The sequence below is a fragment of the Cupriavidus sp. WS genome, assembly GCF_000395345.1.
Taxonomy (GTDB): Bacteria; Pseudomonadota; Gammaproteobacteria; order Burkholderiales; family Burkholderiaceae; genus Cupriavidus; species Cupriavidus basilensis_B.
The window spans coordinates 1-6,551 of the sequence record NZ_AQPL01000319.1 but is presented as its reverse complement, the minus strand read 5'-3'; the positions used below and the strand labels follow the sequence as shown (position 1 = coordinate 6,551).

The following is a 6,551-nucleotide window of genomic DNA, read 5'->3' as shown; positions in this document are numbered from 1 at the left end:
GTGTGAAAGTAGGTAATCGCCAGGCTCTCTCTTGAAACCCCTCAGTACGTATGTACTGGGGGGTTTTGCTTTTGGGGGCTTTGCTTTTACGGAGTCCGATCGCTGGACAGCCGCGGCGGAAAATGCACAATGGCTTTGCAGCCGCCGCCCCAGCCTGCATAATTGCCGCGTTTCCATCTCGATATATTCCGGATGCCAGCCGACGGCAGCAGCGCCCCGTGGTTTCTCTACCTGCTCGAATGCGAGGGCAACAAGATCTACACCGGCATCACGACCGATGTGGAGCGCCGCTTCGCCCAGCATCAGGCCGGTACGGGCGCAAAATATACCCGTTCGCACAAGCCGATCCGGGTGCTCGGCTGGAAGGAATTCGAGAACCGCTCCGAAGCCTCGAAGGCCGAAGCCGCTGCGAAGCGGCTGAATTCGGCGCAGAAGCGTGATCTATGCGCGATGTTGTCGACATATCCCCCTGACGTCCGGTTGCAACCGGCTGCCTGACCATCCCGGCGGCGGGATTCCCGAATCCGCTCCCGTTAAATTCTCGCGCTCTTCCTTTCCTTAAGTCTGATTTAAGGATCGCCCCTTAGCATGGATCCTGTCGCGTCCCCGATCGTTCGGACGCCCAAGGTAAAACCAGTAAAGGAAGACGCCATGATCCGTCAGACAGTTGCCCGCTCCGCCATTGGTATTGCCGCCTTGGCCGCGCTTGCCGGGGGCTATGCCTATCTGCAGAAAGAAGTCATCACGCCGGGATACGCCGCGCAGAGCCCGGTCACGGCGCCGTCGCAGCCGGTGGCCGTCGCCACCCCGACCGACTTCTCCGCCATCGTCGACCAGTACGGCCCGGCCGTGGTCAATATCAGCGTGACCTCGCGCGCCCAGCGCACCTCGGCGCAGGTGCCGCCGGGCATGGACCCGGACGATCCGCTGTTCCAGTTCTTCAAGCGCTTCGGCCCGCAGTTCCAGGGTCCGCAGAGCAGCCAGCAGCAACTGGTGCGCGGCCTCGGCTCGGGTTTCATCGTCAGTCCGGACGGCCTGATCCTGACCAACGCCCACGTGGTCGACGGCGCGCAGGAAGTGACCGTGAAGCTGACCGACCGCCGCGAATTCAAGGCCAAGGTGCTCGGCGTGGACGCGCAGTCGGACGTGGCGGTGATCCGCATCGATGCCAAGAACCTGCCGACGGTGCGCCTGGGCGACCCCGCGCGCGTGCGCGTCGGCGAGCCGGTGCTGGCCATCGGTTCGCCCTACGGCTTCGAGAACACCGTGACCGCCGGCATCGTCAGCGCCAAGTCGCGCTCGCTGCCCGACGACACCTACGTGCCCTTCATCCAGACCGACGTGGCCGTCAATCCCGGCAACTCGGGCGGCCCGCTGTTCAACCAGCGCGGCGAAGTGATCGGCATCAACTCGCAGATCTACAGCCAGACCGGCGGCTACCAGGGCCTCTCGTTCGCGATCCCGATCGACGTCGCCACCAAGGTGGAGACGCAGCTGGTCGCGCACGGCAAGGTCACGCGCGGCCGCCTGGGCATCGGCGTGCAGGAGGTAAACCAGGCGCTGGCGCAATCGTTCGGCCTGCCCAAGCCCAGCGGCGCGCTGGTCAACTCGGTGGAGCCGGACAGCCCGGCCGCCAAGGCCGGCGTGAAGCCCGGCGACGTGATCGTGCAGCTCGGCAACGACGTCATCGACCATTCCGGCGACCTGCCCGAGCGCGTGGCCGACCTCGCGCCCGGCACGCAGACCTCGCTCAAGGTCATTCGCAAGGGCGACCCGGTGACGCTGACCGTCAAGATCGGCACGACCAAGGATACGGCCGTGGCCGACAAGAGCCCGGCCAACGACGCCGGCGGCAAGCTCGGGCTGGCGGTGCGTCCGCTGAGCCCGACCGAGAAGCGCGACAGCGGCATCGACGGCGGCCTGGTGGTCGAGGACGTGGCCGGCCCCGCGGCCAAGGTCGGCATCCAGCCCGGCGACGTGATCCTGTCGATCAACGGCACGCCGATCAGCTCGGCCGACCAGTTGCGCGCGCTGGTGTCGAAGGCCGGCAAGCAGGTGGCGCTGCTGGTGCAGCGCGACGACGCCCGCATCTTCATCCCGCTCGACCTCGGTTGAGCAGCGCGCAGGCACGCGCCCGGCACTGCCGAAAATGCGGCGCCGGGCGCGCCGCCGATAATGCGCGCGGCGCGGTAAACGCGTCCGCGTTAATGCCCCGTATACCTGGCGTATACGCGGACGTATACGCCAGGTATACGTCCGGCCCGCCAAGCCTTGCTGGAAGCCGAATTCCGGTGCATATGGGGCTGTCAGAACGCGCGGTAACAGGTATTATCTCGACTGCGACGCAGGGCACGCCGCGACGGTCTCCGGACCCTTGTTGCGAATTCGTCCTGCAGACTCGAATACAAGGAAGTCTATGCAGTTGGATTTCACCCGCGCGTCCGCGACCACGGGTACCGAAAGAGCGCGGCGCCTGCCGCAATCGACGCCCTCGCCACGACGCCGCAAGAAAGCGGAAGCCGCCCCGCACTGGGAGCGTGGCTACCGTTCGCACTTCTACCGCAACGAGCGCGGCGAGAAGCTGGGCGAGGTGCGCCTGTCCGACCGCGGCGAGCTTCCGGTGGTCTACCACTGGGCCGCCGGCAACTACTCCGGCGCGGAAGGCTCGCTCGCCCATGCGCGCATGCGCGTGGAAGAAACCATCGGCTTCGGCATGCGCCAGCTGGCCTTGTTCTGAGCACGAGATCCGTTGTTGCCGGCCGCCTGGCCGGCTGATGCGTCGTCCGCATCGAGCACGTTCCAGCCGGCGCGATCCGCCCGGCCCCGGCAGTCCCCGCGTTCCGCCGCCCAGCGGTTGCGCCCCTCCCGCTACCTCCGCGGCATCCGTTTCCAGTGTCTCGCCAGCCTGCGCTCAGTCGAGCCGGCGCTGCGCCAGCATGAACACCGCGGCGACCAGCGCCAGCGCCGCGATCAGCCGGTACAGGTCCTCGCAGGCGATCAGCCTGGCCTGGGTGTCGACCATCCCGGCCAGTTGCGCGAGCGCGGCCTGATGCGCATGGCCCGGGTCGAATCCGCGCGCGCTCCAGCCTGCCTGTGCCGAGTCCATCCATAGCTGGGTCTGCGCGGTGTGCTGGCCGAGCGCGCCGGTCAGGCTGGTATGCACGGCGAACTGCCGGTTCTGCAGCAGCACCGCGCCGAGCGCCGAGGCAAACGAGGCGGCGATCTGGCGCAGCAGGTTCTTGCTGCGATAGCCGTGCGCGAAGTCTTCCGCGGCCAGCGAGCGGAACGTCAGGCCCGCGACCGGGATGATGACCAGCACGCCGAACAGGCCCTTGCCGATCAGCCCCGGCGTCAGCGCTTGCGGGCCGGCATCGGGCGGCATCGACGAGAACCACCATGCCGCGCCGGCCATCAGCAGCAGCCCGCTCACCATCAGCGGCTTCTTGTGCGGCAGCTTCGGCGCCACGCGCAGGTAGACCGCGATGCCGGCCAGGCTCACCAGCGCGGCGAAGCTGTTGAGCCAGCCGGTGCGCGCCAGCGGCATGCCGAGCGCCTGCTCGGCATAGATCGGGAACACGTAGCCGCTGAGGTTGCTGATCAGGTAATAGGCGAAGTACATTCCCAGCCCGGTCAGGTAGACCGGATCGCCCAGCGCGCGCACGCGCAGCACGGGCGCGCTGTGGTGCCACTGCTGCCACAGGAACGACCCGAGCAGGCCCAGGCCCACGGCGCAGATCGCCGCCAGCCGCAGCGGGTGCGAGAAGATGTCGAAGCGGGCCTCGGTCAGCGCCGCCTGCAAGGCCACCACGGCCGCGCCGAACAGCAGCAGCGGCCCGAGCGCGGGGCCGGCGTCGTCGTCGCGCGGCTCCGCGTCGGGCAGCAGCAGCCATGCGCCCAGCGTTGCCAGCGCCGCGAACGGCAGCGCGCCGTAGAACACGTCCTGCCACACGCCGCGCTCGATCAGCTCGGCGGCCAGCGCCGGCGCCAGCGCCGAGGCCGAGAAGATGCCCAGCATGAAGATGCGCGCCGCGCGGGGCCGGTCGGCCGGGGCGAACATCACGTTGACGAGGATGCGGCAGCTGGTAAACAGCGCGCCGCCGCCCACGCCCTGCACGAAGCGCGCGCCCACCAGCTGCGGCAGCGAATGGCTGGTGGCCGCCGCCAGCGTGCCCGCCATGAAGATCATCAGCGCGCCGGTCAGGTAGTAGCGGTAGCCGAAGCGCTGCGCCAGCCATTGCTGCTTGAGGATCATCAGCATGCTGCCCACGGCGTAGGCGGCCTGGACCAGCGCGAAGCTGCGCGGGTCCGCGTCCACGCCGCCCACGATGTGGCTCGACGCGAACACGAACATGATGTTCTCGAGAAACTCGACCGAGGTGGCCAGCGCAAGCAGCAGCATCAGCAGCGTCTGCCGCTGGCGGTGGCTGAGCAGGCGCAGCCAGCGCAGCCCCAGGCGCAGTGGCCGCAACGCGGAAGCCGTTCTCATGGCTCCAGCGCGAGCAGGTTCTTGTGCAGCCGGTTCAGGGCGCGCGTGGCCGTGCCCAGGCCGCTGTCCCCGAGCGGCTGCCAGGCTTCGGCGTAGGCCGCGTGCACCGCCGGTGCCGCGCGCTCGAGCAGGCGATGGCCGGCGGCGGTGAGCACCAGCTCGGTGGCGCGGCGGTCCTGCGCCGAGGCGTTGCGCCGCACCAGCCCGCGCGCTTCGAGCCCGTCCATCAGGCGCGTCATCTGGGTGCGGGTGGCGTCGAGCGTGAGGCCGAGCTCGGACGGCAGCGTCGGCTGCGCCTCGTCGGTGGCGAGCATGCTGATCGCCAGGTATTGCTGGAGGTCCAGCTCGAACGGCGCGAGCGCGCGGTCGATATGGGTGCGCAGCAGGCGCGCGGTGCGCAGCAGCAGCCGCGAAGCCAGGATCAGGTCGCGTGGCGCCTCGGGGTGGCTGGCGCAGAAACGGTCAATGCGGTCTTCGAACGACATGGCGCAAGGCTCGAGGTGACGCCGGCGCAACGGAATGCCGCGCCGGCTATTTGATTTCAGTCGTAATCATATCACCTGAAACCATTTACCGCGGCATGTCGGGCATGTCGGGAATACTGGGCGTGCGGGGCATGCCGGGCGCGGTGGCGGGACCGCCGCCGGCCGGGCGGCGCGGCAGCCGCCGCAGGGCCTCGCGCAGCGCCGCCAGGTCCGCGGCCCGCGCCGCCGGCTCCGGCGGTCCGTAGCGCAGCTTCATGTAGCGCCGGTTGAAGTCGAGCACCGCGGCGGCGCCCTCCGGCCAGGCCAGCGCGGCGCGCGCGGCGAAATCCTGCGGGCCTTCGGCGGGTTCGCGCACGCAGCCGTGCCGCGCCAGCTCGCGGCAGAAGCGCGCGTACAGCGCCTGCACCGGATCGGCCTCGCGGCGCCGGCGCAGCAGCGGCACCAGCGGCACCAGCCCCAGCAGGCTGAGCGCGGCCAGCCCGCCCAGCAACGCCTGCGGCAGGTTGTCGCCGATGCCGAGCTGCCGCATCAGCCGGGCCTGCTGGCCGCGGTCGTATTGCAGCACCCAGCGCTGCCAGGTGTAGACCATGCCGTCCATGCCCCAGCGCAGCTCGCGCAGCCAGCCCGGCTCGCGCGCGGCGGCCTCGCCGGCGTCCAGCGCGGCGTCGAGGCCGCGTTCCACGCGGCTCGGCGCCACCGCGCTGGTGGGATCGACGCGCACCCAGCCGCGCCCGTCCAGCCAGATTTCCGCCCATGCGTGGGCGTCGGCCTGGCGCACGATGTAGTTGCCGCCGATCGGGTTGTACTCGCCGCCCTGGTAGCCCGTGACCACGCGCGCCGGCACCCCCGCCGCGCGCATCAGGAAGACGAAGCTGCTGGCGTAGTGCTCGCAGAAGCCGCGCCGGGTGTCGAACAGGAAGCCATCCACCTGCTCCTGGCCAAGCGGCGCCGGCGACAGCGTGTAGGCAAACGGCGCCGCGGCGAAAAGCCGCAGCGCGGCCTGCGCGCGCTGCGCCGGGTCCGCGTAGCGCTGTTCCCAGTCGGCGGCCAGCGCGCGGCTGCGCGGGTTGCCGGGCGGCAGCGACAAGGCCAGCAGCCGGGTCTGCGCATCGAGCGGCTCCGCCGCGGCCGGCGCCGAGCGGGCGCGATAGCGCAGGCGCCGGTCGATGAGGTCGCGCATGAAGAACTCGCCGTCGGCATTGATCCGCACGCCGGCCGGGGCGGAGATGGCCTGGCCCCGGTCGAGCAGGAACAGCCACGGATGCTGGTTGGGCTCGAGCGTGATGTTGTAGTCGATCGCGCCGGCGGGCGCGGCGTTCGCCGCCGCGCTTGTCGTTGCCTCCGCCGGCAGCGCCGGCGCGGGCCGGCCGCGGCGCTGGCGCCCGGGCGCCGCGCGCCAGGTCTGCCCGTCGAACTGCCACAGCACCAGCGCGCGCCAGTACAGGGCGCCGGGCGGCAGTTGCCCGCCTTCCACGTCGGCGCGCAGCGCCACTTCGGGCGATTGCGTCAGCTCGCTCACGCTGCCGGGGCTCATGGTGTCGCTCAGGCCGGTGGCGGCCACCGGCTCGGCCTGCGGCAGC

At 70.2% G+C, this 6,551-nt stretch carries 6 protein-coding genes; 3 read left to right on the top strand and 3 right to left on the bottom strand.

The features are described 5' to 3' along the window. Positions 1–192 precede the first annotated feature (192 nt). The 3 genes from K206_RS0124365 (at position 193) to K206_RS0124355 (ending at position 2,737) form a co-directional block, all read left to right on the top strand. On the top strand, positions 193–498 hold the full coding sequence (locus tag K206_RS0124365; protein ID WP_020205005.1) for a GIY-YIG nuclease family protein: 306 nt from the start codon (positions 193–195) through the stop codon (positions 496–498). A 153-nt stretch (positions 499–651) separates the two neighbouring features. Continuing rightward, positions 652–2,115, top strand: a complete 1,464-nt coding sequence (locus K206_RS0124360; protein WP_029044024.1) for a DegQ family serine endoprotease — start codon at positions 652–654, stop codon at positions 2,113–2,115. 301 nt (positions 2,116–2,416) lie between these two features. Beyond that, the gene (locus tag K206_RS0124355) at positions 2,417–2,737 is read left to right on the top strand and encodes a hypothetical protein (protein WP_020205003.1); all 321 of its coding nucleotides are present in this window, start codon (positions 2,417–2,419) and stop codon (positions 2,735–2,737) included. Between the two features lie 174 nt (positions 2,738–2,911). Here the strand turns inward: K206_RS0124355 and K206_RS0124350 are convergent, their stop codons facing one another. From K206_RS0124350 to K206_RS39170, 3 genes are all read right to left on the bottom strand, one after another. After that, positions 2,912–4,486 (bottom strand): MFS transporter, encoded by a 1,575-nt coding sequence (locus K206_RS0124350; protein ID WP_029044023.1) that lies wholly within the window; start codon positions 4,484–4,486, stop codon positions 2,912–2,914. Beyond that, positions 4,483–4,971, bottom strand: a complete 489-nt coding sequence (locus tag K206_RS0124345) for a MarR family winged helix-turn-helix transcriptional regulator (RefSeq protein ID WP_020205001.1) — start codon at positions 4,969–4,971, stop codon at positions 4,483–4,485. The genes K206_RS0124350 and K206_RS0124345 overlap by 4 nt, the downstream gene beginning before the upstream one ends. An 85-nt stretch (positions 4,972–5,056) precedes the next feature. After that, the coding region (locus K206_RS39170; protein ID WP_020205000.1) for a DUF3488 and transglutaminase-like domain-containing protein at positions 5,057–6,551 on the bottom strand (1,495 nt) is incomplete at its 5' end.

Bases quoted from the DNA above. Each gene is read 5' to 3' on its own strand.
- K206_RS0124345 (WP_020205001.1), bottom strand. From the start codon at position 4,971: ATGTCGTTCGAAGACCGCATTGACCGTTTCTGCGCCAGCCACCCCGAG.
- K206_RS0124365 (WP_020205005.1), top strand. From the start codon at position 193: ATGCCAGCCGACGGCAGCAGCGCCCCGTGGTTTCTCTACCTGCTCGAA.
- K206_RS0124350 (WP_029044023.1), bottom strand. From the start codon at position 4,486: ATGAGAACGGCTTCCGCGTTGCGGCCACTGCGCCTGGGGCTGCGCTGG.
- K206_RS0124355 (WP_020205003.1), top strand. From the start codon at position 2,417: ATGCAGTTGGATTTCACCCGCGCGTCCGCGACCACGGGTACCGAAAGA.
- K206_RS0124360 (WP_029044024.1), top strand. From the start codon at position 652: ATGATCCGTCAGACAGTTGCCCGCTCCGCCATTGGTATTGCCGCCTTG.